The sequence below is a fragment of the Pelovirga sp. C15f genome (genome assembly GCF_057178085.1).
Genome location: NZ_JBXUCV010000002.1, coordinates 556,280 through 582,409 on the forward strand (window position 1 = coordinate 556,280; position 26,130 = coordinate 582,409).

The window sequence follows — 26,130 nt, forward strand, 5'->3', positions numbered from 1 at the left end:
CCTTTGTGAGAGAAGGCTTTGATTTTGGTCATTCTTCAGACATCCGGAGTAGTTGCCGGACGATTATTTCATAAAGACGGGCACTGGTTTTTTCCAGGGTTTCCCCATCCTGTTTTTGTAGAGCGTGAAAAAACTGGCTGCAGACCTTGCGATCGTCGCTGCTCCAGTTGCTGGTAAAACCCTTTTTGTCACCATCCTGTTCTTTGAGCAGAAGGTTTTGATCGTAGTCCCGCCGCCCGTGGGCCCAGTTGATGACGTGAGAAGTAAACAACAGGCAACGGTCAATCAGAATAAACACTAACTGGATATTACGCGCCGGTCCGACCTGGATCGATTCGCCACCAACCTTGAAGCCAAGCAGCTCAAAACTGTCAACTAGATCCTTCCCTTTCAACAGGGTACCGGCGGCCCCGAGAATCCCCCCCAGTGCTGAAAATACCCCGAAACTGATACCGGCGGCGGCGAGGTCGATTCCGGCACCGATGGTTGCGCCACTGATGGCACCGGCCAGCACCAGCTGTTTGTCCGTAAGCCCCAGAAAGTCCCAGGTTCTGTCGCTGAACAGGTCTTCCTCAAGAATCGAATGCGGGGGAAGCTCAAGATCAAAAATGTTGTGTTTATAAAGGGTGCGGATGGCCTTGCGAGTCTGTTGCTCTTTACGACTGACGTGGTCCATATAGGTTAGCGTCAATTTTTTTTTGATCGAGGTTTCGTCATCCTTTATGCCAAAGGTTGCCGTGGCATGGTAATCAAGGACGTCGCACAAAAACTCAAGAATCAGTTCGGCAGTGCGATGACTGCGCTCCTGCCAGTCCCTCTGAAAGGTGGAAATGACCATTTTCAACAGCGGCTCTAATTGTTGGTCAATGGCTTTAAGGCTTTCCAGCAGCTCGATACGCTGGGCGTAGTTGGCGCGGCTTGAATTGAACACCCGGATGGCATTGAAGTGCCTGCGAAATTCGCTGTGCCAGTGGTCGAGATAGAGGGTGTCCTCCCCTTTGCTGTTGATCACCGCCAGGCGCGGGGCACCGGTCAGGCGCAGAATCTCCATTTCCACTTTATCCATATTGCGCAGCGGCCGTGAGCCGTCAACCACAAAAATCACTCCGGCTCCTGCCGCTATTGGCGTTAGCAGACTGCAATCATCACGAAAATCGGGATCATCACGATGTGCGGCAATGAACGCCGGTAGCAACTGGTTCGCAGGACCGGCATAGTTTTGCATCCAGGTCAGGGTCTGACGGGGGTTCTGAAACCCGGGGGTATCAACAAAGCGGATGATTTCCTTTCCATCGATGGTGACCGGAAAGCTCTGAACGTCGGTGGTTTCACCGGGGATCGGGCTGATCCTGACGCGATCGTCTTCGGCCAGGGTGGAAAGGACGGAGGATTTTCCTTCGTTGGGGTGGCCGATAATGGCAAATTCTGGGACGGAGGTCGTCATCAGTTGCGCACCAGGGGAAAAACATCAAGGTAGGGATCAGCCAGCGCTTTCGTGGTTTTCAGCCAGATGGTCAGGTCCTGCAAGTCAACCGGAGTCAGTGGGTTGTCTGCGACGGGCCGCCCGACCAGGGCGACGGCAAGGGACGAGGATGTCCCGATCATCCGGCGTAGCTGTTCTAACAGGATGGTGATCTCCCGGATTGGTGGTTGCCAAGCCTCCTGCAACACAATAATACCGGCAAGGTTACGGTTTTTCAAGGTGCTCTTGACCTGCTCGAACAAGTCCGTTCCGGATTGTCCGATGGCGCCGTAACGGATCGGAATCAATGGGCTCCCCTTGTCCTGATCGATGAGATGGGGAGTCAGAAGATCGATGGTGCAAGCATCCCAGAGCTCATCAGGGATCAGAACCAGCTGACCACTACCGGTGAGTGAGCGCATCTGTCGTTTCTGGTTTGGGATTGGTTCTTGAAATGCCATCATGGAAGGGATCTGCTGCTGTGATTCGGTTTGTACCAGTGGCGTCAGCATACGTCGGCGCAACTGACGAAAAGGGGCGCTATCTAAGGGTAGATTCTTCAGCCCGAGGCGTAACTGATAACTCCCCCAGCCCAGCAGCAACAGACGCGGCAGAAAACCATAAACCAGGGTTCCGCACAATAGAAACGGCCACCAGGAGGTGAGACCAGCGCTGGTCAGGCGCCAGTTGCCTTCAATCAGGACAATTTTGCTGCCGATAATCTGCTCAAGGCCAGGATAAGCCCAATCCTGTGGCAGCAGCCAGGTCCAGGGCAGGGCGATCCAGCGCACCAGTTCGGCGAGAAACGCATCGGTCAACGGCAGGGTCGACTGCCAGCCAAAGGCAATATCAGTAAAGCTGATTTTAGCCAGCAGGGTGAGCAACACCCCCAGATTAAAACCACTGCCGGCCAGCTGCAGCAGGATAAAGGCCGGCCACAACAGCAGCTTTCCGTAGATTTGCCGTAGCTGTCGCAAGCTTCCGGACACGGCCTGCAGATCAAGACGCCGAGATGCCGCCAGATGTTTCCGGGAGCGTTTGAACAGGGAGGTGCAGAGCTTGCTCAAGCCATCGGCGAGCAGTGCATAAAGGACTGACTTCGGCGCTTTTATCCGGCGCAGGGAACGGTAGCCAAGAAGAGCGAGATTGAGAAACAGCAGCAGCAGTTGTACGAGGATGAAAAGCGCGACAAAACCGGAGACATTGACCGGTGTGGTCCCGTCATAACGGAGAAAGGCTGCCGCCGTACCGATTCCAGTCAGCAGACTGAGCAGAAAGAACAGAATCGCGCTGAAAGTGGTGGTTTCCTGCCAGATCTGCCCCGGCAGCTGCAGTTGCTGCCGCTGATATTCCTGACGCCGGGCCAGCAGCCAGTGGCACGCCAGCTCGCGTGTGGGAGGTTCGGCGGCCGAAGCCACCCCGGTGGCAAGATAAATAGCGCGGTCGCGGCGGCGCAGCTCCGCATCATCTCCCTGTTCAAGGCAAGGTTCATCACGCTTGAAGAGAAATTCGAGGTCGAGGATATCCGACAGGGTAAATGAAGGTTTCATTGACGGTGGCGCTATCTGATTGAGATACTGTTAACAGATTTTTTATTGTGCCGGGATCATAACAAAAAACAGTCGGTTGTGACACCATGTTGCTGTCGCTCGTTGCCCTGGAGGCTCACCATGAACGATTTGCTGAATCATCAACTCATTTCACAACGCTATTTTTTCCCACGCCGGGGATCTTTTTCTGAGCCTTTTATGGTTGAGGTAAAAGGGGCTCAGCTTGCCTGCTATTATCATGAAGTTGATCCGCACGCCAAAACCCTGGTGCACTTTCATGGCAATGGCGAGATTGTTGATGACTGGCTGGACGGATTTGTCGCGGCCATCAGTCAAATCGGGTGCAACTGCTTCCTGGCAGAGTATCGCGGTTACGGGTCGTCGACGGGGGAGGCGCAACTGGGGAAAATGCTCGAAGATGTAAAGGCGACCCTTGCAGCTCTGCAGCTTCCCCCTCAGGAGTTAATCATTTTTGGGCGCAGTGTAGGCGCTATCTTTGCGCTTGAGGCGGTTCGGCTTTTCCCGGACGTGGCTGGACTGGTGATCGAAAGTGGTATCGCCGACGTGCGCGAACGTCTGTTGTTACGGGTGCGTCCACAGGAGCTGGGAGTCAGTTTGACAGAATTCGATGCAGCTGTAGATGCTCATCTCAATCAGCAGCGCAAAATCGCTGCTTACCCGGGCCCGGTGCTGGTGATGCATACGCGCAATGACGGTCTGGTGAGTGCCCAACACGCGGAAAAGCTGTACCAATGGGCTCCCGGACGCAAGGAATTGAAGATTTTTCCTCAGGGCAACCATAACGACATCATGTTCGTCAACAGTCGCGAGTATTTTTCAACCCTGGAGCGTTTTATCGCCACCTTGTGACAGGCCCCCCGACCCGGCGTCACGGGTGACGCTTAATAATTACGACGAACGCAGGGTTAATACCGCGCTGAGTTCGCTGAGATCAAAAGGTTTTGCCAGAACCGCACAGAATCCGTGTTTTCGATAATTAGCCATGATCGGATCCTGAGAGTAACCGCTTGATACGACAATGCGGGCATCAGGATCAAGGGCAAGAATTTCCTGTGCTGTTTCTTTGCCGCCTTTGCCACCGGGGACGGTAAGGTCGAGAATTGTCAGAGTGATGGCAGATTCCTTGCCCAGATGTTCCCGATACAGACGAACGGCCTCTTCTCCGTCAATTGCCGCCAGCGATTCCAACCCGAATTCCTCAAGCATCATACAGATGGTCTGGCGCACCGGTTCCTCATCATCCATCACCAGCACTTTACCCTGAAGTCCGTTGTTCACATGTTTTCCAGGTTGAACCTTGAGCTCCTGCAATGTTCTCACTGAGGCCGGCAGGTAAATGCCGAAGGTGGTGCCTTGCCCTGGTGATGATTCAACCTGAATGTGGCCGTCATGTTTAGTGACAATCGAGTGGACGATAGACAACCCCAACCCGCTACCCTGGGATTTGGTGGAAAAGTAGGGGTCAAAGACCTTGTCGATGATTTCAGCAGGGATTCCTTCACCCTGATCGCTGATGGTCACCCGCACGTATAGTCTGGCGGGATCAAGTGGTGTGCCGGCTATCTGATTAGGCTCAGCGATAGTGCCGGAGACGGTAAAAACCCCTCCTCGTGGCATGGACTGTACGGCATTAAGGACCAGGTTCTGAATCACCTGACTGATCTGGTTGGTATCAATATCCACCAGCGGCAGATCCTCGGCGAAATTGTATTGGCAGGACACCTCCGCACCATGGAGAATAAAATCTGTTGAATCCTTGATAATTTCCGGCAGGGAGGCTGTTTGCCTGATCGGTTGCCCCCCCTTGGCGAATGTCAGGAGTTGCCGGGTCAGATCGCGAGCACGCAGAGATGCTTTGGTCGCATCCTTGAGGCGTTTACGGGTTTTTTCAGTGAGATTGGAATCGAGTAGAGACAGATCAATATTGCCAAGAATTGCTGAAAGCATGTTGTTGAAATCGTGGGCGATGCCGCCGGCGAGCAGCCCCAGGGACTCAATCTTGCGAGCTTTTTCGAGCTCACGTTCGAGGCGATACTGATTGGTGACATCACGGAATACCAGAACCACGCCGATGGTTTCGCCGCTGCCGGTAATGATTGGAGCTCCACTGTCAGCGATGCTGCGCATCTGGCCATCACGGGATATCAGTGCCGTATGGTTTGCCAGTCCAATAATCTGTCCGGAACTTAAGACTTTTTCCACCGGACCCTCGCACGGTTCACCGGTTTGCTCATTGATGATATTGAAAACTTCGGCGAGGGGACGGCCTGTCGCTTCATTGATTTTCCAACCGGTAAGCTCTGCGGCGATCGGGTTCATCAGCATCACCTGCCCGTCGGTGTCGGTGGTGATAACCGCATCGCCGATGCTGTCGAGGGTGACGGCAAGTTGTTCTTTTTCTGCGGCCAGGGCGCGCTCGGCCATTTTTTTGTCAGTGATATCGGTAGCTACTTCCAGGCGCACGATCCTTCCATCTATCCAGTTGATGGCTCGATCCATGATGTAATACCAACGCTGGTTCCTGGTGTTATGAAATTCCCAGGTATGGATACCGGTTGATTGTCCCTGGTCATCAATCAACAAATGATTCGTGCAAAAAGGGCATGGTCCGGATTGATCCGATTGAATGGCCTGCCAGCAGATCTGGCCGGTGACATTGCCAAAAATCTCTCTGCCCTGGCGGTTGATAAAAAGAATTTCGTAGGTCTGCATGTCCGCTACGTAGACCAGGGCATCGAGGCTGTCCATGATCAGGCGAAAGCGCGCTTCACTATCACTTAAGCTTTGACGATTGGCGTCGATCCTGATTGCCATGTCGAAAAGGGTATCGCTCAGGGTTGTGATCTCCTTTGGCGCAAGCCCGATAGAAGGACGTTCCAAGAGGCTTCCTGAATCCAGGTTGCGACTGAACCTGGCAAGGGTTGTTATCGGTATGACCAGGGTAACGCGGCCAATGCGCCAGGCCAGGATTAAGGTTGCTATCATGGTTCCCAGCAGCAACAACAGATTGCGGGTCAGAATGGCGTTGGCGGATTGGAGAACCTCCTGCTCGGAGATTCCGGCCCATACATAGGCATAGGCAGGGGTATCGGGACTCAGACTGATCGGCCTAAAGGCAATGACACGATGCGTACCATCTGATCCGATACTTTTGAATATTCTTTCCTCTTGCGCAGCGCGGGATTTGTCCCATGCGTCTTGCGCTATAGACTGACCAATCGGATTAGTAGCGGGACGGCTGGGTTGATAGAACAGGCGGATTCCCTGGTGATCGGTGACGGCAATAAAGGATTTTTCCGACAACTGCGGAATGTTCTGTAATGCGGAAAATCGCGCAAGGTTGACGGCGGCGGTCAGTACACCGCGGGCCTTACCATCCGCTTTTCTGATCGGGTAGGCAAAGGCCAGGGCGGGTTCGGCTATTCCAACCCGCGATATGATAAATTCCCCTACGGCAAAATCATCACAGCCAACGGCCTGACGAAAATGTTTGCGGTCGGCTAGGTTTATCCCCTCGAAGGGCAGAGCAGAAGCCAGAACCTCGCCATCAAGATCGGTCAGGGTGAAGTTTTGGAATTCGGGGTTCTGTTTGATCAGGGATTGAAATATTTTTTCACTGGCGTCTAGGTCAAATTCCCGGATTTCCGGCAGTAAAGCCAGGGTAGCAAGGATGCTGCGGCTGGTATTGACGAGATCAAACTGCGCTTGTGCCATACTGAGGGTGAGGAGTTGAATGCTCTTTTCAGCGTCTTTGATAGCAATTTGCCGTTGCTCAAAACCACTAAAGACCAGAATGCTGAAGGCGGGAATCAGTGCAATGATCAGCAGCAAAGCAAGACTTTTGCCAATGGATCCCTTAAGCCAACGAATCATGCCGGACCCCTCAATATGAGTGCTGGTGCGCAAACTTTTTACTTAACAGGATTTTCCGCATACTAGCATCTGTTTAGCGCAACTCCAAATGGTTATTGTGTTTACTTAATACTTGCTGTGTCATGGACTGTGTGATTATACTCATAAAAACCAACTAATGACCAGGTCAGCTCGTATGTCCCAGGATTTCCTTCTTATTGTCCAGCAATATGCCCGGCCGCCGGAGCGGTTTGAGGACTTTCTGCGCCTGCTGTTTGAACGCCACCAGCTTGACATGTTTCAGAGCCGTCAGCGCCTGCTTGGCCGTAGCCTGGCCCAACTCGCCCAGGGGAGGCGCTACGAGCTGGAACAGATTTCGGCAACCCTGACCGAAGTTGGTCTTTCCCATTGGTTGATTGAACCTGTTCTCCCCGATTTTCCTTCTCTGCGGATCTATGGACTTGAAGTATCAGATAGCCGGATCCGGTTTGCCTGCCGGAACGAGGAGATTGAGTTTGTTCAGGGTGCAACCGTTCTGGCGGTGCTGGCTGACGTCTCTGGTGGGTTGGCGGACAAGCTGATGGCACGCATGCTGGCCAGCAACGCCTACCGCGGGCGCGAGACAATGCAAGCTGAAGACCAGCAGCAAGTTTTCAGCATGATTCTCCAGGGACAACCTGTTCTTGATTTTTATCGCCTTGACGAAAACAAAAAAATAACTGCAGCGGTGCGGGTCTTTCCCGGGCGCTTCAACCCCCAAGGGTTGGGTGATGCGGGCACTTTAAGCAGTCGTAAAAATCTCGATGTGCTGCTCAAGTTGCTGGAACAGCAATCCGCTGCTTTTCAACTTCATACCGATCTCGGGCTGGCGCTGTTGCCCGGTTGTCAGTTGCGCCGCGCGGATAAGAATGATCAGGATGCCTTACGCCATAATCTGAATTGCATGACCCGCTATGGCTGGTTGATGGCCGATCTCTGGCGCTATGGGTCGTTGCCGCGCCGGACTGGCAGCAACCGGGATCAGAATATAGCACCAGGCGGGTTGGGAGCCGTGCTGACGGCACCCCTGCTGGCTGCTGGAGAAATAGTCCGGGAAACAGCTGTGGGGCAGCAGCCCCTGATGGATGAAATAACCGCGGCTATGGGTGATGATGGTGACGATGACAGGGCAGGATCGAACAATCGGGGTGCCTCAGGGCGCCGGACAGCGACCCCGCTGTTGCCGGCCCCCCCGCCAAGTGTGCCCGCGGCCTGGAGCGCAAAACACATCAGGACCCTGATCGCCTTTGGTGCTGGTTTTTTAGTCTTTGCTCTGCTGTTGCTGGCTGATCGCAGTGACCTGATCGACCAGATCGCTTATCACGGCATGGCTTCGGGCGCGGCGCCCTTTGCCCTGGCGGTTCTGTCATTTGCTTATGGATTTTATCATCTGCATATCAAGCGCAAGATCGAGGATACTCCGACCAGTCGGATCCGCTCGGTGGCGATGGGCATGGTAGAAATCAAGGGCAGGGCCCTGCGTAAGTATGCCCTGGTGACCCCCATGTCCCATACCCCCTGTGTCTACTATCGCCTGACCCGCTATCGCAAGGACAAAAACAACCGCTGGCAGGCGATCAGTGCCACCTCCAGCGATAACGCCTCTTTTTTTCTCGAAGATGATACCGGCCGCATCGAAATTAATCCAGCCGGCGGACGCGTTCGCGCAGTAACCCGGCAGGAGGGTTTTCCCGGTCAGGTCAGCCTGACCCGTTTTGATACCGATCAGACGGAAAAATGGCTGGAAGAGATTGTTGTTGAAGGGACCTTGCTCTATGTACTCGGTTTTGCATCCAATAAACCGGCAGAAGGTGAATCTCTGGGCGAAGAGGTAAAGACGGCATTGCGTGATCTTAAGCATGATCCGCGGCGTTTAAAAGAGTTTGATCTTGACGGTGACGGAAAAATCTGTGTTGATGAATGGGATGGGGCGCGAGCACAGATGGAAGAACAGGTGTACCATCAGCGGCTGATTAAGCGCAGTCAGCAGCGCCGCCGCCAGGAAGATCATATCGTCATCGGCCGCCGGCCGGGGCGACCGCTGATTATCGCTGAAACCCATTCCGAGACCCATTTAACCGGAACATATCGCAATATGGCCATTGGTTTGTTATTGTTAAGCACCATCTTAATGGGGACCTCCATCTATTTATTGCTAAGCTACATACAATGATCGTAACTATTCAGCTCTTTCCTTGCCACAGGATCCCCGGCCCTGCGCTGAATTGATACCAATAGTCTTTCCATTTTACCTGAAAAGGAGCTTGATCATGACCGGTTGGATCACATTGGGTGTGTTGTTGCTGCTGCTGGTCGCAGTGATTGTATATACCATCGTCATCTACAATGGTTTTATTGCCCTGAAGAATACGATCAGCCAGGATTGGAGCAATATCGACGTGCTGTTAAAGCAGCGCTACGATGAGCTCCCCAAGTTGATCAAGGTCTGCGAAGGGTACATGCAGCACGAGCAGAGAACCCTCGAAGCGGTTGTCAAGGCTCGTTCCATGGTCAACTCGGCGCGAACCGACGAGCAGCAGCTGCAAGCCCAGAATATGCTCACCGATACCCTGAAATCCCTGTTCATGGTGGTGGAACGTTACCCCGATCTCAAAGCCGATGCCGGTTTTCGGCAGCTCAGCTACCGGATCAGCGAAATTGAGGATCAGATTGCCGACCGCCGTGAACTTTACAATGCCTCGGTAACCATCTACAACACCCGGCTTGCCCAATTTCCAGATCTGGTCGTTGCCAATATGTTCAAGTTTCAGCCGAGTACCCTCTGGATCATTGATCCCGAACATCGTCAGGATGTCAGCGTGAATTTTGCTGCAGGTTAAAGCTTCTGCTTGATATAGCCGATAAGCACAAGGATGACCGATTTTTGATCCGGATTTGTCGGTGAACATCCATTGGGCAGAGCTAGGACGTTTTTCATGGCAATAGACTACTACAGATTGCTGGGTATCCCGCCTGACGCTGATCAGCCGCGGATCAGAGGTGCCTACCGCAGTCTGGCCAAGCGCTTTCATCCCGATACCAACCGCGGCTCAGAAACGGCCGCCGAACTCTTCCGTCAGGTCAACAGCGCCTATCGGATTCTCTCCGACCCGGTCCGGCGCGCACGTTATGATGAAGAACTCGCCATACGGCACCAGGGTAAGCCCACGCCTGCTTCTACAGAACCGACGACACATCTTGACCCGGCACAAAAATTCAGCCGCTTTGTCACTTCCCTCCTAGAGGCGATCTTTGCCCCGGAGGAGGTTCCGGCTGCGCCTGCACGAGTTCGTCCGGTCGTTGCCAAACCAAATAAAACCCCCTCTTTTAATTTTTTTTATCATCGTGCTCTGGAAAAGGAGAACCCCCAATATCGCCGTGGTAGTGATGGGGTGTTCCGCAAAGTGCAGCGCAAAAAAACGCCCACATAACGTCATTTCTCCCTGACTCACCGGTTCTATTTGCGCTGTACACCCCGATGCGGCTATGATTTTCATCTAAGTTGACCTAACCTCAACAGGAGTTTTCTATGGAAGATGCAGCGGCACAACTGAAAATGTGTGAACTCAAGGCCAAGGGGCTGATGGAAGAGATGGATCGGCGCTCAAATAAGCCCACTGTCGTTTGTGGTAAATGCGGCGCCAAGGCCAACGAGGCGGAACATCTTCACAATCCGCGTCCCTTGGCCAAAAAATTTTCCGACAATCTGTGGGGATGATAGTGCAGGATTATCTTGATTTTTTTCGCGCCAACGATCATTTTGCTCGTCATTGCGGGTTCAGATTGCTCGCAGTAAAGCCCGGTTTTGCGACCGCGAACATGGTGGTCCAGCCATTTCACTTTAATGGCGCCAATACCGTCCATGGTGGTGCTCTGTTTGCCCTGGCTGATTTTGTTTTTGCGGCGGCGGTGAACAGCCGCGGGCAACTGGCGTTGGCAATCAATACCAGCATGGCGTTTATCAATGCAGCACTGGGTGGTACCCTTGTCGCTGAAGCGCGCGAGGTTTCCTGCAATCGACGCCTCGGGGTGTACCAGGTCGATATTCATGATGAGCAGGGGCAACTGATTGCTCAGTTTCAGGGAACGGCGTATCGCAAGAGCGCATCGCTGCTGCCGGAGTCTGATGAAAAGTAAAGTATTTCGTAAATTCAACACTGTCCTTGCGCAGGGTCGGGGGTCCTGTGGCAAGGGTGTTTGTCGCCATGGATGGTGACAACAAGCGGTCAGGGATGACGAAAAGCGTCCCTTGACATAGGATCCCCGATCCGGCGTTGAACAGATATAGTATTTCTTTTCAAGGAGTATCCCAATTTATGATCGAAGCAAGTGATTTTCGTCGTGGGGTGATTTTTCAGCAGGATGCTGCCCCCTGCCTGGTGGTGGATGTCAGTTTTCAGTCGCCGACCGCCCGTGGCGGTAATACCCTGGTCAAAACAAAATATCGCAATCTGTTGACCGGTCAGGTGTTGAGTGGTTCATTCAAATCGGGCGACCGTTTCGACGAGGCCGATTTCTCCCGTCGTAGGGGGCAGTTTTTATACGCTGCTGATGACCAGGGCGTGTTCATGGATAATGAAAATTTTGAACAGTATGAGCTGGGCGGGGATATCTATGAAGATATTCGTGGCTACCTGCTCGAAGGCGCCGAAGTCACCCTCGGGGTCTATAATGATCAGGTCGTTACTATTGACCTCCCGCAGGTGGTGGAATTAACCGTGACCGAAACCGCTCCGGCGATTCGCCATGCCACCGCTACCGCTCAAACCAAGGAGGCGGTTCTTGAAACCGGGATCAGTGTGCAGGTGCCGGGGTACCTGGAAAACGGTGAAAAAATCAAGGTTGATACGCGTGAGTGCCGGTTCGTTTCCCGAGCATAATTGCCATGATTGACCTGCAACAGATCAGAACGGGACTGACTCATCATCAGCCACAACTGCTAACGCAGCGGGATTTTCGCCGGGCGGCAGTGGCCATGCTGCTGCGAGAACAGGCCGGTGAAACGGAGGTTCTGTTTATCCGCCGCGCCGAGCATGAGCTGGATCCCTGGTCGGGAGATCTGGCTTTCCCGGGGGGAGGCGTTGATCCAACAGACCCTGGCCCGAGGGCCGCCGCCGAGCGGGAAACCTTAGAGGAAATCGGCCTGACGCTTTCTCCGCAACAGTACCTTGGTCGCAGTGACGATCTGGCCGGGGCTTACTTATCGATTCACATTGCCTGTTTTGTCTATCAGCTTGACCATGAGGTGGACTTTTGCCTCAATCGTGAAGTGGTCGATCTATTCTGGGTGCCCTTTCGCACGTTGCTTGATCCGGCGCGCAATCGGTTGCATGAGTTTTACTATCGCGGTGCCGGCCGTCGCCATCCGGTTGTCGATCTCTCAGAATGGAGCAACCGTCCCCTGTGGGGAATTACCTACCGCCTGCTGCAGAATTTTCTCGAACGCTTCGAGCTTTCCTTTCGTCACCCTGAGCACTTCTGATCAACTATTTATGGTTATCCGCGTCGCCGACAGATTTTGACGCTGCTGGATTTGCTCTGTTTGGCCAGTTTCTTCATCTCGGTGCAGGCGTCGATCATCTCCAGGACACTGCTAAAGCGTCGCACCGCCAGATCAACACCCCCCAGACTTAAATTGGCCAAAGGAAAAAGCTGTTTCACTCCCTCGCGATTAGCCGCCACAATGTGGCCGCGTTGACGATCATCGGCGCCATAAAATTCAGAAATTCCCAGATCGATGCGCCGTAAGATATCATCAGCAACCCGCGCCGCGGCACTTGATGGCAGGGTAAACATGAAATCATCCCCGCCGATATGACCAAGAAAGGCATTGCCGCAGCCGGCAGCATGCAGGGCAACACGGATGACGTTTGCCGTAAAGATAATCATGTCATCGCCACGGGCAAAGCCATAGACATCGTTGTAGGGCTTGAAGTGATCGAGGTCGGCATAGATAACGCAGTACTCTTCATTGCTGTTCAACAACCGCTCGAGTTCCTGATGAATGCTGTTATTGCCCGGCAGCCCGGTGTTAGGGTTGGCATCGAGGGCCAGGGTGTTGAGACGCTTGAGTTCAGCCAGTGCGGCACTGAGCTTTAATTGATTTTTTACCCGCGCGTTGACCGAAGGAGCGGTATAAGGACGAGCAATGTAATCGGAGGCACCGCACTCAAAAGCCTTTTCTTCCTGTTGGGGTGAGGCTTGTGGCGCAACAATGATGACCGGCAGGTGGGTGGTTTGATCGTCCTGCCGAAGGTTCTCGCAGAGTTGGAACGGGTCTTCTCCCGGCAGTCTGGTATCCAGCAGCAACAAATCGATGGATTGCTGATTTAGCAGTTTGAAAAGCTGATCGCTGGAGTTGGCGGTAACGACCTGATAACGATCCTTCAAGGTCCCGATCAGGCTGGCAAGACCCATCAGGTCGGCATCGGCGATCAGAATGCGGTGGCGGTCGGTGGTGGACATGGTGGAATTCCTGCATGTATATGTATAAAGTTTTCCATTTTTACCAGATATATGCCAGGGACGTTTTTCTGTCAAACCAGCACCGCAAGAGAGGTGGGCTGGATAAGGGCATTGAAAACCATCTGAAGAGCTTTCTGTGCAGTATTAACTTGACCGCCCGGAGGATTGTTTATATATTATTATTTTCTTTTAATTATTATTTTTTTACTGGTTATAGTTTTCATGCGGAGACCGTGCTTGAGGAAGAACAGGATCGCCGGATTTACACTTATTGAGCTGATGATGGTAGTGGCCATTCTGGCAACCCTTGCTGCCATCGCTGTGCCTACCTACCGGGATCTCCTGCTCGAGATCAAACAGGATAATGTTATTTCCGAACTTAAAGGTATTGAACATGAAATTTCAAACTTTGAGGCTGAGCATGGTCGTCTTCCGACGAGCCTGGCCGAGGCGGGCATTGACAAAAAGGACCCCTGGGGAAACCCTTATCAGTTCATTTTGATTAAGGACCAGCCGTTGACTGGTCCGGGCAAAGTTAGACCTCGGAAAGATCGAAATCTGCATCCACTCAACTCAGACTATGATCTCTGGAGCATGGGCCCCGATGGCACGACGCAGTTGGCCCTGACCGCGAAGGCCAGCCATGATGACATTATTCGTGCCCGGGATGGCGGTTATTTTGGTGACGGCAAGGATTTTTGAATCAACAGGCCCAGCGAATGAAAATTATTAATAAAAACTTTTTGCGCGGCAAGGTATCACGGCGGATTTTTTTGACCGTGCTGCTTTGTGCTGCTATTCCTATCAGCAGCCTGGCCTTTCTGACCTTTTATAATGTTTACAACAATGCGGCGGATGCCACCTCCCATCGCCTGCGCTACGTCGGTAAAAATATCGGTATGCTCATGGTTGCTGAGCTGATGACCATCTCAAACGATCTTCAGCGGTTGGCCACGCAGGTCGATCTGCATCCTACGCTAGAAGTTGCTCCTGTTGTCCGATTGCTTGCTGATGAAGATAGCCAGCGCCTGACCGCCGTCTGGTTTTTCGATCCACAAACGGACCATCAAGAAAGTCGGCCCCAATATCGTCAGGAAATTGATGACTGGCTCAACAGTGGTTTCCCAATGTTAGAGGTCAGTGGAAGTGGTGCTGATGTTGATTTGTACTTATGGACATTTGTTCATGATATTCATGGTCACCGCGGGGTTGGCGTCGGACGGATCAGTAATTCCTATTTGTGGAGGACAGCTGAAGAATTTCTCCCCGGCGATACCTTACTGGCGATCACCAACCAACACAATCAGCCTATCCTTGTCGATTATCCGGATATCCCGATTAATGAAAGTTTGACTCCTCAAATTCATGAACAGCGCGGTCGGCCGTTTGTAGAGATCGACAATGGGGATGATTCCCTGCTGGTCGGTTTCTGGGATCTTTTCATGCAGGCCCAGTTCAACACAGAGGATTGGCGTGTTTTTGTGGCTGAGTCGCGTTCTATGGCGTTTGCCGAAATTGTCCACTTTCAACGCAACGCAGGTCTAACCGCACTGTTGGCGTTCTGGATTATTCTGCTTGCTGCAAGCATTCTGGTGCGACAGATTCTTCATCCGCTCAAACAGCTCAAAGAGGCAACCGGAAAGATCGGACGAGGGGATTTCGGTTTCAATGTACAGGTCACCAGTCGGGACGAGTTTCAAACCCTTGCGGATTCTTTCAACCTGATGACGGCTCGAATTCAACACCAGGTTCTTCGCCATAAGCATATGGGCGAAGCGGTTCAGCATATTCTTTCAACCGAAGGTCGCTCCGCAATCGTTACCGCCTTCCAACGCGCAATCAGGTCAGCAAGCAACGTTAAGCAGGGGCATTTGTTACTGGTCGATCATTCTGTAAGTGCGCCAGCCGAAGTGTGGCACTGCAACGGCACAAAGACCGGGGCGCCAGAACTGAACCCGATCGTCGGTTTATCGTCGGATGAGCTTGTTCGGCTGGCTCATCTGCCTGATCGTTATGCAGAAATAACTCGTCAGACATTTCCGGAGCTGTTTCGGCACGTTATCGGTACCAATGCGGATAGCTGTTTTTGCTTTCGTGCCAATTCCGGTCTTGCCGGGGCGACATTTCTGATGATTGACGGCCGGGATGTCGTTGATGAAGAGGAACGGGTCAGTGTCCGGCTGTTGGTCGATCAGCTGGGTATCGCCATGACCCGTACCAACATGGTCAGTGAATTGCGGGAACTGAATATCGGTATCCTGACAGCGCTGGCGCGCACGGTTGATGCAAACAGTCGCTGGACACATGGCCACTCTGAGCGGGTCACGGAGTATACCATCGAAATTGCTCGTGAGATGGGATTTGGTCAAGATCAATGCGACAACCTGCGTCGGGCCGGTCTGTTGCATGATCTGGGGAAGGTTGCAGTACCCTCACCCATATTAAATAAGCCCGGGAAGCTGACCGACGAAGAGTACGATTGCATCAAAGAACACCCCGCTGAAGCAGCCCGTATTATCGAGCCAATCGTCGCCTTTTCTTCTATCCGCAAGATTATTCGTCAACATCATGAACGCTGGGATGGAAAAGGATATCCTGATGGTCTGCAGGGTGAGGATATTGAACTGGGCGCAAGAATCCTTGCGGTAGCCGATGTCTTTGACGCTCTTTACTCGGATCGGCCCTATCGACCGGGATGGTCCTTTGAAAAGGTTGTTGCCCACATCCAAGAAGGCTCGGGAAATGCCTTCGACCCGGCAGTAGTCGCCGCATTTCTGAAAATTCATAAGAAAATTGCCGCGTGAAATAAGATCAACGATTACCGGATATCATTCGTTGTGATGGTCCGGTAGTTCAGGCAAGCTCTTCAAACAGCTGATCCTCGTTGCGCAGACTGACGGCGCCGCACAGGAGCAGCCGCTCGATCTTTTCCGCAGCCCGCCCACCGGTAAAGTCATGTTGTTCCTGTGGATTAATCAGATAGATAGCTTTTCCCAAACGCTGCGCTGTCAGTGCCAGATCCAGGCAGTTGATATTGCCCTCTCCCCACCAGTTGGTAGCAATCACGCAGATATCGGCTGTTGCTATCTGTTCGCGGGTTTGTTCTAAGATTGCTGATGAATAGGGGCGAAACGGAAGTTCTTCGATGGTGGGAATGCTTAAGGCTGTCGCTGTCGTGTGGTCGGAGTCCCCCTGATTCAAAGGCCCGACACTGAGATCGACCTGGGCCAGATGCAGCCGGCGCAGCAGAATCCGGCCGCTGCCGCCACCACAGAACAGGTGGATTCTCAGGTGATTCAGCTGGCGCGGTGCAGTATTGATCAGCGGGGTGATTTGCGGGGTACCGGTATAGGGATTGGTTTCGACCCTCAGATCGACCCGGAATAACCGGTGCAGGTTGGCAGCGGTCATGACCTGTTGTGGAGTCCCCAGGGCAACAATTTCGCCATGGCTTGAGAGCATCAGAATCCGCTGGGAGATCGCGGCGGCGAGGTCAAGATCATGACTGACCTGGACTATGGTTTTATGCTGTTCGCGGTTGAGACGGACCAGCAGTTCGGCAAGCTCGAGGCGGTGATCGATATCGAGATGGCTGGTCGCTTCATCGAGAAACAATACCGGTGTGTTTTGTGCCAGCGCGCGCGCCAGCAGTACCCGTTGCAGTTCGCCACCGCTGAGCTGGGTAACCTGACGCCTAGCCAGTTCTACCGCATCGGTTAACGCCAGTGCCTCATGGATTATCCTGTCATCATCGGCGCTGGACCAGGTAAACAGCCCCTGGCGATGAGGATAGCGCCCCATGGCCACCATTTCATAGACCGTAAAAGGGAAGTCAATGTGGGTGGTCTGCGGAACCACGGCGACCTGGCGTGCCAGGCTGCGGGATGACATCTGGGTCAGGGGGGTTTGATCCCAGCGGATGTCCCCTTTGTGAGGGTACAGATGACCACGCAGCAGGCGCAGGAGGGTCGATTTTCCGCAACCGTTGGGGCCAATGATCGAGAGGATTTCGCCGCGCTCAATCTGCAGTTCAAGGCCATGAAAGATCGGCGTGCGCTCGAAGGCAAAATGGAGGTTGTTGGCCTGAATCACATCTCCCCCCGACTGCGCTGTAACAGATAGAGAAAAAAGGGCGCGCCAAGCAAGGCGGTGACAACACCCACCGGAATTTCTGCCGGCGCATAAACGCTGCGGGCGATGGCATCGGCAATCATCAGAAAACTGCTGCCGAGCAGTGCGGCAAAGGGTAACAGTCGCCGGTGTCCCGGTCCCCAGAGCAGCCGACAGATGTGCGGGATCACCAGTCCGACAAAGCCGATCATCCCCGCGAGCGCTACTGCCGCTGCCGTCAATCCGCCGGCAATGGCAAAGAGGATAAAGCGTGTCCGGCCAACATCAATTCCCAGGTTGGCGGCAGTTTCTTCCCCTTGAGTCATCAGATCCAGATGGGGAGCATACAGCCACAACAGCATCAGGCCGCTGCCGATCCAAGCCCAACTCCACTGCAAAGCTCCCGGAGGAGCCAACGCCAGGTTTCCTGCCATCCAGAAAATAGCCTGGCGTGTGGCTTCCGCCGGTGCTTGCCATAAGAGAAATAACAGCAAAGCACCGGCAAGGCTGCCGACCATCACCCCGGAAAGGATCAGGGTATGGGGGGAGCAGTTGTGGGCACGGGCCACCAGGTAGACCAGCAGCAAGGTGCCGAGGGCACCGCAAAAAGCCGCCACCGGTACCAGGAGCGTTGCGCTGATTCCCGCCGTCAAGGCGGCAACCGCACCGAGCGCGGCGCCACCGGAAACGCCAAGCAGATAAGGATCGGCCAGGGGGTTGCGCAGGGTCGCCTGAAAGGTCGCCCCGGCCAGGCTTAATGCCGCACCAACCAGACCGGCCAGCAGGGCGCGGGGCAGGCGGATCTGCCAGAGGATTACCTGTTCGGTGGTGTCTCCCGGCCCGGAAAGAATCAATGCGGTCAGTTCATTGAAAGAAAGGCCAAAGCTGCCGGTGCTCAGGCTGATATAGAAGGCCAGCGGCAGTGACAGCAACAGGGCAAGTTGGCTGAAACGCCGAGAAAAAGAGTGGTGATCAGTTCTTGACATCAATATCCGGGTGCAAAGCTTTTGCCAGCGCTTCGATCCCGAGGATCATGCGCGGGCCGGGTCGGTGGATCCAGTCGGCGACGGTTTCGATAATACGTTGTTCACGCACCGCTTGCAATTGCGGCCATTGATCGAATATCGCTGCGGGGGCCGGCTGTCCCGGATGAGCAGAAACAATAATGACCTCAGGGTCAATGCGCAACAGCGCTTCGAAGTTCCAGGTCGGGTAATTGTTGTTGCCCGCCGGAACCGGATTGATGGCGCCGGCATAACGCAATATGTCGCCGACGATGGTGTCGGGGCCTGCTATCACCAGCGGCTGCAGCATGACGCAGACCAGTGCTCTGACCCCGGGGCGATCTTCAAGTTGTTCTTCAATATGCTGCAGGCGTCTGGAAAAATCGTTGACCAGTTCCTCAGCGGCGCGGGCGTGTCCGGTTACTTGCCCAATGGCGCGAATGGTTTCGAGGGTTTCCCACACCGTGTTGGGATAGACAACGAACACCGGTATATTAAGAGACTCCAGTCGTTTGACCTGATCCGGACGGTTCATGTCGGCGGAGGCAAAGACCAGATCGGGGCGGTGCAGGAGAATCTGTTCCAGGCTCGGATCGGCATATTGACCGACATTTGGCAGGGATGTTGCGGCTTCGGGGTAGGTACAGGCGTCAGTCACCGCCACCAGTTGCTCCTGTGCCCCCAGGGCAAAAAGAATCTCCGTCACACTCGGCACCAGCGAGATAATGCGCTGTGGCGGTTCGTTCAGAACAACCTGCCGCCCGACGGCATCGGTGAAGCTTGCTGCCGATAATGGGCATGAATAAAGGATAAGTAACAGTGCTATCGGCAGAAAATGTTTTTTCATGTTCAATAGCTGACTATCAATCCGGCAAAGGCATTGAATCGCGGTGAGGGATAGACCGCCAGTTCCCCATCCCACCTTTGGACACCATTTTCCGCGTATTTTTCGTCTAAAATGTTATTAAGGTTGAGATAGAGGGTGATGAATTCTGAGCAATTGTATTGGATTCTGGTATTGAACACCATGAAATCATCTTGGTTTGCTGACCCGTTCTCGAAGTCACTGATATAGTGGCGCTTGCCGATGTAATTTGCATTCAAATTCAGGTTTGCTTTGTCTGTGAAATGAATTAATGCATTTACGGTTGCCATATGTTGCGGCACGTTGGGAACCCTGTTTCCTTTGTACTGCCCCCCAAGAATTTTTGTTTCAGTGTAGGTGTAAGAACCGCCCAGTTCAAATCGGGAAAATGTTTTGCTAATGGTGGCTTCGAATCCTTGTCGACGCGTCTTGTCATCAAAGTTTTCATTTGAGAAGGTGATTGGATTGTAGAAAATCTCATTTTTTGTTTCTAGATGAAAAAGGTTCCCTTGCAAACTAAAACCTTGACCGAAATACTCCTTGAAGCCAATTTCAATATTATTTGTGCGTTGAGCTTCAAAGTCAGTGGTGACAGTATTCGTCATGTAATTGAAGAGTTCATCAAGAGCCGGATAGCGAAATCCTGTAGCATAGCTGAGATAAAGATAAGATGAGCCCCGATAGCGAAAATTGAGGCCAGTGCTGAAGATGTTTTCAGTGAATTTCGGTTTTTCTGTCGAAGCATTGCCGAAGTCATAGCTTGCACGATCATGACGATAGCCGACCGAGACGTCTAGATTGTTATTAAACGCGAGCTCATTTTGAATATAACCACTATAATTCTTTTTGCTGAAGCGGTAGGTTGCGACATCGACTGAACCGAAGAATTCTGACCGGTTATCTACGCTGGCTTTCGTGTCGTAATAATCGACTCCGATGATGATACTGTTACCCATGGAGAAAATTTCGTTTTTCAGCACCAGGCGGGGGGTGAGGGCAGTTGTATCCATGGCCGTTTTCCCGGTGTAGTTTCCACCGAAAAAAGAAGCGAAGGCTTCATTGTTGCGTTGGCGATAGGACGCATCCAGGCGCAAAGATCCTTGTTCGTTAAAAAAGATTTCACTGCCCCCCTTTAGGTAATAATCTTCAATCTCGGTATAATCATCCGGGTTTGTAGCGGTTCTTCGAGATACTCCATTATTAAGATCACTCAGCAAAATGGCTCCGGGAAGTCCGGTTTTGTCTTTATGGTAGTCACTGCTCAAGTCAAAAGTGACATGATCGCTCGGGTAAAACCTGAGGCCGACACCGATATCTTTAGCTTCACTGTTTGAGTTGTCGCGATATCCATCAGTATCTTGAAAGGCGGCTGAAAGGGAATAGCTTAGAGCGCTTGTTTCGGCGGAATTGAAGATACTGGCGTTGAATGTATCATGGCTGCCGTATGATGTTTTTCCTCCAACATTGAATTCTCCGCCTTCCTTGGTGATGATATTGATGACGCCACCTGTTGCATTGTCGCCATATAGTACGCTTCCTCTGCTGCCCCTGACGATTTCAATTCGCTGAATTCTTTCCAGCGAAATAAGAGACCAGTCGATACCACTCAAATCTGCCTGGTTGATCCTGCGTCCATCAATAAGTAACAGGACGTTTTGTCCACTGGTTTCGCCAAAGCCACGCAAATCAATATTATATTTACGACCATTGCCGGTAGTATCCGTAACAAAGACACCGGCCTCGTTGCGCAATAGATCCGGGACGTTACGGGCGTTTGATGTTGCAATCTTTGCTTCATCGATGATCGATACATGTGCAGGTGTCCTGGATATCTCTCGGTCAATCCGGCTCGCCGTGACTACCACCGGTTCCAGGGTAGTGGTGTCCAGCGTTTGTGCTGCAGCTGCTGCCGGCAACAGCATAGCCAGCAATACGAGAATTTTTCTAAACATCTTGTTTCCTCCTGTGTTCCCATGGGGAGGCGTGAGGCGTGCAATAAAAAACCCGCCACCTGACAAGACAGGGGCGGGTTTCCGAATTCTAAAGCCGCGCGTGCCCACGCTCCCGTACCCGGGGAGATAAAAGTGGATGTTTCGACGGCAGGTCTTCTGACTTGCGAGTTCCCGGCGACTTGCCGGCATCTTGTACGGCCTTCCCGGTTGAAAAAACCAGTGGCATGGTTGTACAAGACCTGACTCGCTTACAGCGGCGGGTCCGTGGAGGATTTGCACCTCACTTCCCGTTGTTGTCTTACCCAGGGTAGATCAACAAGCCTTGCGGCACCGGCGAAACGTTCAATTGTGGATCGGTTATAGGGACTGAAGCAGGAGGATGTCAAGAATTAATCCTTAAGGTTGGTGTTTTCAAGGGTGGTTGAAACATGTAAGAATGATAAATTATTCTACCCATCAATCAATTGAGTTGGAAGAAAAGGATCAGATGATGATTTATGAACATATCGGCTTGCAGGTGCCAAAAATTCTCCTGCCGAAAAAAGGGGTCGACATGCAGCGCTGGGCGGTTATTGCCTGCGATCAGTATACCTCCGATCGTGACTACTGGCGTCACCTGGATGAGCGGATCGGCATGGCCCCATCGACATTAAGGTTGACCTTGCCGGAAGTGTATCTGGAAGATTCCGACGTAGAAGAGCGTATCCAGGCGATCAATCGCACGATGGAAACCTACCTGGAGCAAGGGGTGCTGGAAGAACAGCCGCCCGGATTGATTCTGGTCAATCGACGCACCTCTGCGGTACCTTCACGCAAAGGGCTGATGGTGGCCCTGGACCTGGAACGTTATGATTATCGCCCGGGTTCCCAGAGTCTGATTCGCGCTACCGAAGGAACCATTCTTGAGCGCCTGCCACCAAGGATCCGGGTGCGTGAACATGCGCCGATTGAACTGCCCCACATCATGGTATTGATCGATGATCCACAGTGCACGGTGATCGAGCCGCTGTTCGAGGAGAAGCTGGAAAAAGTTTATGATGTCGAGCTGCTATGTCAGGGCGGACATCTGAAGGGGTATCGCGTTGATCAACCGGAACTGCTTGACCAGGTTGCCGGCGCGCTGGAAAAGCTTGCCGATCCACAATCCTATCGGACCCGCTATAATGTCGAAGGGGAAGTAATGCTCTACGCCATGGGGGACGGCAATCATTCTTTCGCCACGGCCAAGGCGATCTGGGAAAAGCTTAAAGAAGAGGCTGGCGATCCGCAGCAGGTGATGGATCACCCCGCACGCTTTGCCCTGGTCGAACTGGTCAATGTCCATGATCCGGGATTGGAGTTTGAAGCGATTCATCGCGTGCTTTTCGATGTCGATAGCGAGGCGCTGAGGCAGCAGATGGCTGACTTCTTTGCAGAGCGTAGTACACCGGCTATCATGACCCCTTGCGCAGATTTGAAAGCGTCCTGGGCATATATTGATGAAGCTCAGGCTGAGCATGCTTTTGTCATGGTGCTGGCCGGCAAGTTCTATGTCTGCGATCTCCTGGATCCTGAATTTACCCTCGAAGTGGCATCCCTGCAGCTATTCCTCGACGCTTTTCTGAGACGCAATGCTCAAGTGCGAACCGATTACATCCACGGGGCGCACGAAGTGACCCGCCTGGGCAGCAAGGCGAACAGCGCCGGTTTTATCCTCCCCTCCATTTCCAAACACGACCTGTTCCGTACCATTGTGCTTGATGGGGCCCTGCCGCGAAAAACCTTCTCCATGGGAGAGGCTGACGAAAAGCGCTTTTATCTGGAGTGCCGACGCATTAAGGCAGACCAGGCATGAGTCCTGACAGGGTCCCGGTTAAGTACATTGTCTTCGATCTGGGCAAGGTGCTGATCGACTATTGTTATGATGACTTCTTTGCTCTGATGCGCTCGCGAGGCGCACGGGTTGCCGGGGTGGAAGAGTTTCTGATACAGGTTCGTTTGCTTGACTATGAGCACGGCCACCTGAGCTGTCATGAGTTTCTAGCCGGGATGAATCGACTCCTCACCGATCCCCTCAGCCGCGAGCAGCTGACGGACGCCTGGAACGGTCTTTTTACTCCGATACCTGAAATGCTTGAGTTGGCCCGGGAGTTGAAAAATCGCTATCCGGTCTATCTGCTCTCCAATATCGGCAAACTCCACTGGGATTTTCTGTCATTAACCTATGATCTTGACGCCTATTGCCATGATCGTCTGGCCTCCTTTGAAGTCGGCGTTATGAAACCCGCAGCAGATATCTACCGATCCGCGCAGCAGCGTTTCTCCCTGGAGCCTGAGCGCACCCTGTTTATTGATGACAAACCGGAAAATATCAGCGCTGCTGCAGCCTGTGGCTGGCAGGCTTTTGTTCATAGTGATCCGTCTGCTACCAGGAAGCGTCTGCATGATTTGATCGGTTTTTCCGGCTGACTTTTAACTACGGTAAGCGTAACGGGGAAGTAAGATGGATGCACTGTTCCAGTTAATTGATCGCTTTTTGCCCCGGCGCCTGCAGGTCAAGCTCAGTCTGCTCGTGACGATTCTGCTGATTATTCTGGTCAGTCTGATCGGAGCACTGTTTTCCGATTTTTCCGAGCGCACCCTGCGCGAGCAACTAGGACGTAAAGCGTTGGATATCGCCCAGTCGGTGGCGATGAATCCTGTGATCATAGAGGGCATAAAAAATGCGGATGTAGCATCTGTTCAGTTTTTTGCCGAAAAACTGCGCGATGTGACCAGGGCGGAATATATCGTCGTTGGTGATCATCAGGGCATTCGTCTGTCGCACCCGGAGCCGGATCGAATCGGCAAGGCTTTTGTCGGTGGCGATCTTGGTCCGGCCTTGAACGAAGGACGATCATACGTTTCGGCAGCGGTCGGCACCCTCGGCCCGTCACTACGAGGTATTGTCCCGGTCGTCAATGGTGATGACCGGATTATCGGGTTTGTTGCGGTTGGTTATCTCACCAGTCAGATAAACGATCAGATCCGCTCGCAACGCAACGAGATTATCGGTTATGTGGGCGTTGTGCTGCTGTTTGGTGTTTTCGGTGCGACCCTGATTGCCCGCGGTCTGAAGGCGGCGATCATGGGTCTTGAAGTCCATGAGATCGGAGCCCTGTTCAAAGAGCGCAGTGCGATAATCGGGGCTGTCCGCGAAGGGATTATCGCGGTGGATGGACGTGGATATCTGACCTTTGTCAATACCGCCGCACTGAAATACCTTGAGCGTAGCGATATGGACGACATGAGCGGAAAACCTCTGGCTGAAATCTGTCCCTGCCCGGAGCTGGCGCAAGCACTTACAGACGGAAAGCAGGCGCTTGATCAGGAGATGATCCTGGCCGGCCGGGTGATGCTGGTCAATATTGTTCCTCTCTTGCATGCGGCTGGAGGCCTGGTGGTCAGCTTCCGCCCCAAGGATGAGCTTGACCGTTTGATCCAGGAACTCTCCCACGTCCAGGAATATTCGGAACTGCTGCGTGCTCAGACCCATGAGTATTCCAACAAGATGCACACCATCGCCGGACTGATCCAGCTTGAAGCCTATCAGGAAGCCCTTGATCTGGTGATTAACGAATCCAGCGGCTACCAGGAACTGGTGCGCACACTGGCTGAAACGGTACCTGACCCGGTGCTTGCCGGATTGATCCTGGGTAAATACAACCGCGCCTGTGAGCTCAAAATCACGATGGAGTTTGATCCGCAGAATTCCTTCGCTGATCTGCCATCCCACCTGGATCGTGATGCACTGGTAACCATTCTTGGAAATCTGCTTAACAATGCTTTTGAAGCCGTGCGTGAACGTGGCAACGAGATGCTGGTGCGATTATATTTGACCGATCTGGGACCTGATCTGGTGATTGAGGTGGAAGATTCCGGTGTGGGTGTTTCCCCCGTCATCGCGGAGAGTCTGTTTGAGCTGGGTGTGACAACCAAGGAAGGGAAGGGGCGCGGCACCGGTCTGCCCCTGGTCAAGCACGCGGTTATGCGATTGCAGGGGGAAATTATCTACAGCCAGGGGGAGCTTGGTGGGGCGTTGTTTACGGTGATGATACCCAAACAGCGGAGGGCCAACTGATGACCGCAGAAAAGATCAGAGTTCTGGTAGTGGAGGATGACCTGCGTATTGCCGATCTGCATCAGCGCTTTGTCGGCAAGCTGGAGGATTTCGAGGTCGTCGGCGTGGCTGTGCGGATTGATGATGCCCTGGAAATGATTGAGGTGTTGCAGCCCGACCTGGTGTTGCTTGACCTGTTTTTCCCCGAAGGCAACGGCATGGACCTGTTGCGTCATATCCGTGCCGGCGACCACCCCTGTGATGTGATTCTGATTACCGCCGCACGGGAAATGTCCACCCTGCAGAACGCCCTGCGTGGCGGCGTGTTCGACTATATTGTTAAACCGGTATTTTTCCCGCGTTTTCAGGAATCGCTGCAGAATTTCCGTACCCTTCACCTGGCCTCCCGCAGTGGCGCCTCACTGGAACAGAAAGATGTTGACCGATTGCTGCATGCGCAGATTCCGGTGACTGCGGACGCTGGTTCTATGCCGGTACCAAAAGGGATCGATCCTTTAACCCTGAGCAAGGTTCGGCAGGTGTTCGACGAGCCAGGGACCGCTGATTTGAGTGCCGAGGATGTCGGCAAGACAATCGGCACCAGCCGCTCCACCGCGCGTCGTTATCTGGAATATCTGACCACGGAGGGGTATTTAAAGGCCGATCTGATCTACGGTGTTGTCGGCCGCCCGGAACGGCGCTATGTGCGTAGTCGCTAACGGCGCCTTGGCT

22 protein-coding genes and 1 riboswitch are annotated in these 26,130 nt (G+C 53.1%); of the genes, 14 read left to right on the forward strand and 8 right to left on the reverse strand.

What is annotated here, in order from left to right:
- Positions 1-28: 28 nt before the first annotated feature.
- Both AC1931_RS07810 and AC1931_RS07815 read right to left on the reverse strand, forming a co-directional pair.
- Positions 29-1,444, reverse strand: coding sequence for a GTPase/DUF3482 domain-containing protein (locus AC1931_RS07810; RefSeq protein WP_483876687.1), 1,416 nt, complete (start codon positions 1,442-1,444; stop codon positions 29-31).
- Positions 1,444-3,012 carry a DUF2868 domain-containing protein gene (locus AC1931_RS07815; protein WP_483876688.1) on the reverse strand — a complete coding sequence of 523 codons (1,569 nt, stop codon included), beginning with the start codon at positions 3,010-3,012 and terminating at the stop codon, positions 1,444-1,446. Before AC1931_RS07815 ends, AC1931_RS07810 begins: the two co-directional genes overlap by 1 nt.
- A gap of 120 nt (positions 3,013-3,132) precedes the next feature.
- Between AC1931_RS07815 and AC1931_RS07820 the strand changes: the two genes are divergently transcribed.
- Positions 3,133-3,882 carry an alpha/beta hydrolase gene (locus AC1931_RS07820; protein WP_483876689.1) on the forward strand — a complete coding sequence of 250 codons (750 nt, stop codon included), beginning with the start codon at positions 3,133-3,135 and terminating at the stop codon, positions 3,880-3,882.
- 39 nt (positions 3,883-3,921) lie between these two features.
- Here the strand turns inward: AC1931_RS07820 and AC1931_RS07825 are convergent, their stop codons facing one another.
- Complete coding sequence (locus tag AC1931_RS07825; RefSeq protein WP_483876690.1) at positions 3,922-6,906, reverse strand: ATP-binding protein; 2,985 nt, start codon at positions 6,904-6,906, stop codon at positions 3,922-3,924.
- 175 nt (positions 6,907-7,081) lie between these two features.
- Between AC1931_RS07825 and AC1931_RS07830 the strand changes: the two genes are divergently transcribed.
- The 7 genes from AC1931_RS07830 to AC1931_RS07860 all read left to right on the forward strand — a co-directional run bounded on the left by AC1931_RS07830 (position 7,082) and on the right by AC1931_RS07860 (position 12,406).
- Entirely contained in the window at positions 7,082-9,097 is a 2,016-nt protein-coding gene (locus AC1931_RS07830) for a hypothetical protein (RefSeq protein WP_483876691.1), read from the forward strand.
- 97 nt (positions 9,098-9,194) lie between these two features.
- A complete protein-coding gene (locus AC1931_RS07835) occupies positions 9,195-9,764 on the forward strand; it encodes a LemA family protein (protein ID WP_483876692.1) in 570 nt (189 codons plus the stop codon).
- Between the two features lie 96 nt (positions 9,765-9,860).
- Positions 9,861-10,355, forward strand: coding sequence for a J domain-containing protein (locus tag AC1931_RS07840; protein ID WP_483876693.1), 495 nt, complete (start codon positions 9,861-9,863; stop codon positions 10,353-10,355).
- Between the two features lie 98 nt (positions 10,356-10,453).
- On the forward strand, positions 10,454-10,642 hold the full coding sequence (locus AC1931_RS07845; protein ID WP_483876694.1) for a hypothetical protein: 189 nt from the start codon (positions 10,454-10,456) through the stop codon (positions 10,640-10,642).
- A gap of 2 nt (positions 10,643-10,644) precedes the next feature.
- Entirely contained in the window at positions 10,645-11,061 is a 417-nt protein-coding gene (locus tag AC1931_RS07850) for a PaaI family thioesterase (protein WP_483876695.1), read from the forward strand.
- Positions 11,062-11,240: 179 nt separating this feature from the next.
- The gene (locus AC1931_RS07855; protein ID WP_483876696.1) at positions 11,241-11,804 is read left to right on the forward strand and encodes an elongation factor P; all 564 of its coding nucleotides are present in this window, start codon (positions 11,241-11,243) and stop codon (positions 11,802-11,804) included.
- A gap of 5 nt (positions 11,805-11,809) precedes the next feature.
- On the forward strand, positions 11,810-12,406 hold the full coding sequence (locus AC1931_RS07860) for an NUDIX hydrolase (RefSeq protein WP_483876697.1): 597 nt from the start codon (positions 11,810-11,812) through the stop codon (positions 12,404-12,406).
- Between the two features lie 14 nt (positions 12,407-12,420).
- On the opposite strand, the gene AC1931_RS07865 is transcribed toward AC1931_RS07860, so the two are convergent.
- Positions 12,421-13,389: a GGDEF domain-containing response regulator gene (locus AC1931_RS07865; RefSeq protein WP_483876698.1), complete on the reverse strand. Its 969-nt coding sequence runs from the start codon at positions 13,387-13,389 to the stop codon at positions 12,421-12,423.
- A gap of 237 nt (positions 13,390-13,626) precedes the next feature.
- Between AC1931_RS07865 and AC1931_RS07870 the strand changes: the two genes are divergently transcribed.
- Positions 13,627-14,091 (forward strand): prepilin-type N-terminal cleavage/methylation domain-containing protein, encoded by a 465-nt coding sequence (locus tag AC1931_RS07870; RefSeq protein ID WP_483876699.1) that lies wholly within the window; start codon positions 13,627-13,629, stop codon positions 14,089-14,091.
- 17 nt (positions 14,092-14,108) lie between these two features.
- Complete coding sequence (locus AC1931_RS07875; RefSeq protein ID WP_483876700.1) at positions 14,109-16,193, forward strand: HD-GYP domain-containing protein; 2,085 nt, start codon at positions 14,109-14,111, stop codon at positions 16,191-16,193.
- A 49-nt stretch (positions 16,194-16,242) separates the two neighbouring features.
- On the opposite strand, the gene AC1931_RS07880 is transcribed toward AC1931_RS07875, so the two are convergent.
- Genes AC1931_RS07880 through AC1931_RS07895 form a run of 4 tightly spaced genes read right to left on the reverse strand, consistent with a single transcriptional unit; the run spans position 16,243 to position 21,320 of the window.
- The gene (locus AC1931_RS07880; RefSeq protein ID WP_483876701.1) at positions 16,243-17,481 is read right to left on the reverse strand and encodes an ABC transporter ATP-binding protein; all 1,239 of its coding nucleotides are present in this window, start codon (positions 17,479-17,481) and stop codon (positions 16,243-16,245) included.
- Positions 17,478-18,485: a FecCD family ABC transporter permease gene (locus AC1931_RS07885; RefSeq protein WP_483876702.1), complete on the reverse strand. Its 1,008-nt coding sequence runs from the start codon at positions 18,483-18,485 to the stop codon at positions 17,478-17,480. Before AC1931_RS07885 ends, AC1931_RS07880 begins: the two co-directional genes overlap by 4 nt.
- On the reverse strand, positions 18,472-19,350 hold the full coding sequence (locus AC1931_RS07890; RefSeq protein WP_483876703.1) for an ABC transporter substrate-binding protein: 879 nt from the start codon (positions 19,348-19,350) through the stop codon (positions 18,472-18,474). The genes AC1931_RS07885 and AC1931_RS07890 overlap by 14 nt, the downstream gene beginning before the upstream one ends.
- A gap of 2 nt (positions 19,351-19,352) precedes the next feature.
- Positions 19,353-21,320: a TonB-dependent receptor gene (locus AC1931_RS07895; protein WP_483876704.1), complete on the reverse strand. Its 1,968-nt coding sequence runs from the start codon at positions 21,318-21,320 to the stop codon at positions 19,353-19,355.
- A 129-nt stretch (positions 21,321-21,449) separates the two neighbouring features.
- A riboswitch (cobalamin riboswitch) is annotated at positions 21,450-21,670 on the reverse strand.
- A gap of 137 nt (positions 21,671-21,807) precedes the next feature.
- Between AC1931_RS07895 and AC1931_RS07900 the strand changes: the two genes are divergently transcribed.
- From AC1931_RS07900 to AC1931_RS07915, 4 genes are read left to right on the forward strand one after another with little or no spacing between them, the layout of a single operon-like run.
- Entirely contained in the window at positions 21,808-23,154 is a 1,347-nt protein-coding gene (locus tag AC1931_RS07900; RefSeq protein WP_483876705.1) for a DUF1015 domain-containing protein, read from the forward strand.
- On the forward strand, positions 23,151-23,768 hold the full coding sequence (locus AC1931_RS07905) for an HAD family hydrolase (protein WP_483876706.1): 618 nt from the start codon (positions 23,151-23,153) through the stop codon (positions 23,766-23,768). Before AC1931_RS07900 ends, AC1931_RS07905 begins: the two co-directional genes overlap by 4 nt.
- Before the next feature lie 34 nt (positions 23,769-23,802).
- A complete protein-coding gene (locus AC1931_RS07910) occupies positions 23,803-25,419 on the forward strand; it encodes an ATP-binding protein (RefSeq protein WP_483876707.1) in 1,617 nt (538 codons plus the stop codon).
- Positions 25,419-26,117: a response regulator gene (locus AC1931_RS07915; protein WP_483876708.1), complete on the forward strand. Its 699-nt coding sequence runs from the start codon at positions 25,419-25,421 to the stop codon at positions 26,115-26,117. Before AC1931_RS07910 ends, AC1931_RS07915 begins: the two co-directional genes overlap by 1 nt.
- The last annotated feature ends 13 nt before the right edge of the window (positions 26,118-26,130 follow it).